General features: G+C 48.9%; 1 protein-coding gene. It reads left to right on the top strand.

The window, feature by feature from the left end; genetic code table 11:
- Positions 1 to 147 precede the first annotated feature (147 nt).
- Complete coding sequence (locus GY634_RS17025; RefSeq protein ID WP_166409904.1) at positions 148 to 591, top strand: hypothetical protein; 444 nt, start codon at positions 148 to 150, stop codon at positions 589 to 591.
- Positions 592 to 856: the final 265 nt, after the last annotated feature.

Raw genomic sequence — 856 nt, 5'->3', positions numbered from 1 at the left:
GCCCATTGATGATCAATACTTCGCCCTGTTTTTCTAATGACAGAGCATCGCTAAATGGGTGGCCGTATGGCTCACCCGTTGGTGATAAGGTGATTTTCATAGTTTCCTTAGATACAAAAAAACCGCATTGCAAATGCGGAGCAGGCAATGTTGACCAAAGCCGGCAACCTAGCAAGCCTGCAAAACCTCAAGCAAAGCCAGCTCAATTTGGGCGTGATTCAGTCGCTGGTGGGTGAGGTTTTTAATACCGATAACTGCACAGTAGTAGAGAACTCTGCCGGCACGTCCTTCAGGCATCCAAGCGGGCTGCAGTTATGCATGACAGCTATCAGAACGATAGCAACCGGAGTCCAGCCGGGGGGGAGTGGATCAACTACACTCTTTTTCCCCCAACCGTTTAGCGGCGCAGGCTCATATCTGGTTTTGCTACAAGGGTATTCCTCAACTGGATCTGATGATGTAGCGCAGAAAATAACAGCAGGAACTCCTGGCAATGCAAACTCCGCATCAGGATGTCGCATTACAGGAACTAACGGCACTAATTTTGTAGCCACTATTGCATGCCGTGCCTTTGTTATTGGAATTTTCTAAACCGTTGCATTGCAAATGCGGAGCAGGCAATGTTGACCAAAGCCGGCAACCTAGCAAGCCTGCAAAACCTCAAGCAAAGCCAGCTCAATTGGGGTATTCAGTCGCTGGTGGGCGAGGTGTTCAGCACTGATAACTGACATCTAGAGAACTCCCACGGCATATCTTTCAGGAAACCAACAGGGGAACAGTTCTGTTTTGCTACCATCACACAAGAGGTACCCATCACAACTGCCTATGGGCACAACTGCCTATGGGAGTAGCTTTC

Origin of the sequence: Paenalcaligenes suwonensis (genome assembly GCF_011290505.1) — a bacterium.
GTDB classification, from domain to species: domain Bacteria; phylum Pseudomonadota; class Gammaproteobacteria; order Burkholderiales; family Burkholderiaceae_B; genus Paenalcaligenes; species Paenalcaligenes suwonensis.
Note: the sequence above shows the minus strand (reverse complement) of the source record. Positions and strands in the feature narration are given on the sequence as shown.